Annotated in this window: 1 protein-coding gene; it reads left to right on the top strand. The window is 69.1% G+C overall.

The window, feature by feature from the left end:
• Positions 1 to 266: 266 nt before the first annotated feature.
• Positions 267 to 1051 (top strand): IS110 family transposase (locus ACZ434_RS32700; protein WP_468462354.1); only part of this gene is annotated, 785 nt, incomplete at its 3' end.

The raw sequence follows: 1051 nt of genomic DNA, 5'->3' as shown, positions 1-1051 counted from the left end.
CCCCCGTTATGTTTTTCGCGGTCCTGCAATGGGGCTGCTGGCCTCCGGGCCCGGTATGACTGTGTCCCCTCTGTCGAACGGATGACCTGGGGGGTGGTGTCGCCGGGCCTGGGAGGTGCCGTCGGAGACGCTGATGAGAGACCCGGCCACCGCCCGGTCCGGCGCAATGCCGGGCAAAGACGTGGGCGGCAGGTCTACATAACGTGGATGCGCGAGCACGGTGCCATTGCCGAGGCCGGCACGGTCAATCACCTGGGAAGGGTGCGATGTTAGACACCGAAGGCGTGGGCGTCTTCCTCGGGATGGACGTCGGCAAGACCGCCCACCACGGCCACGGGCTCACCCCGGCCGGGAAGAAGGTCTTCGACAAGCCGATGCCCAACAGCGAACCGAAGCTGCGGGCTGTCTTCGACAAGCTCAAGGCCAAGTTCGGCACCGTCCTAGTGATCGTGGACCAGCCCGCCTCTATCGGCGCCCTGCCTGTGACCGTCGCCCGCGACGCCGGCTGCGAGGTCGCCTACCTGCCCGGACTCGCGATGCGACGGATCGCCGACCTCTATCCAGGCGAGGCGAAGACCGATGCGAAGGACGCGGCGGTGATCGCGGACGCGGCCCGGACGATGCCTCACACTTTGCGTTCGCTGGAGCTGACCGACGAGATCACCGCCGAGCTCACGGTGCTGACCGGCTTCGACCAGGACCTCGCGGCCGAGGCCACCCGCACTTCGAACCGGATACGCGGTCTGCTGACCCAGTTCCACCCCAGCCTCGAGCGGGTCCTGGGCCCGCGGCTGGACCACCCCGCCGTCACCTGGCTCCTCGAGCGATACGGATCCCCGAACGCCCTGCGGAAAGCCGGCCGCCGCAGACTCGTCGAGGTGATCCGTCCCAAGGCCCCCCGCATGGCGGCCCGGCTGGTCGACGACGTCTTCGACGCCCTCGACGAACAGACCGTCGTGGTCCCGGGAACCGGCACCCTCGACGTGGTCATCCCGTCGCTGGCCCGCTCGCTCACCGCGGTCCACGACCAGCGCCGGGCCCTGGAAGCCCA

The organism is Streptomyces sp. NPDC030893 (genome assembly GCF_055571535.1).
This window is presented reverse-complemented; position numbering and strand designations above follow the sequence as displayed.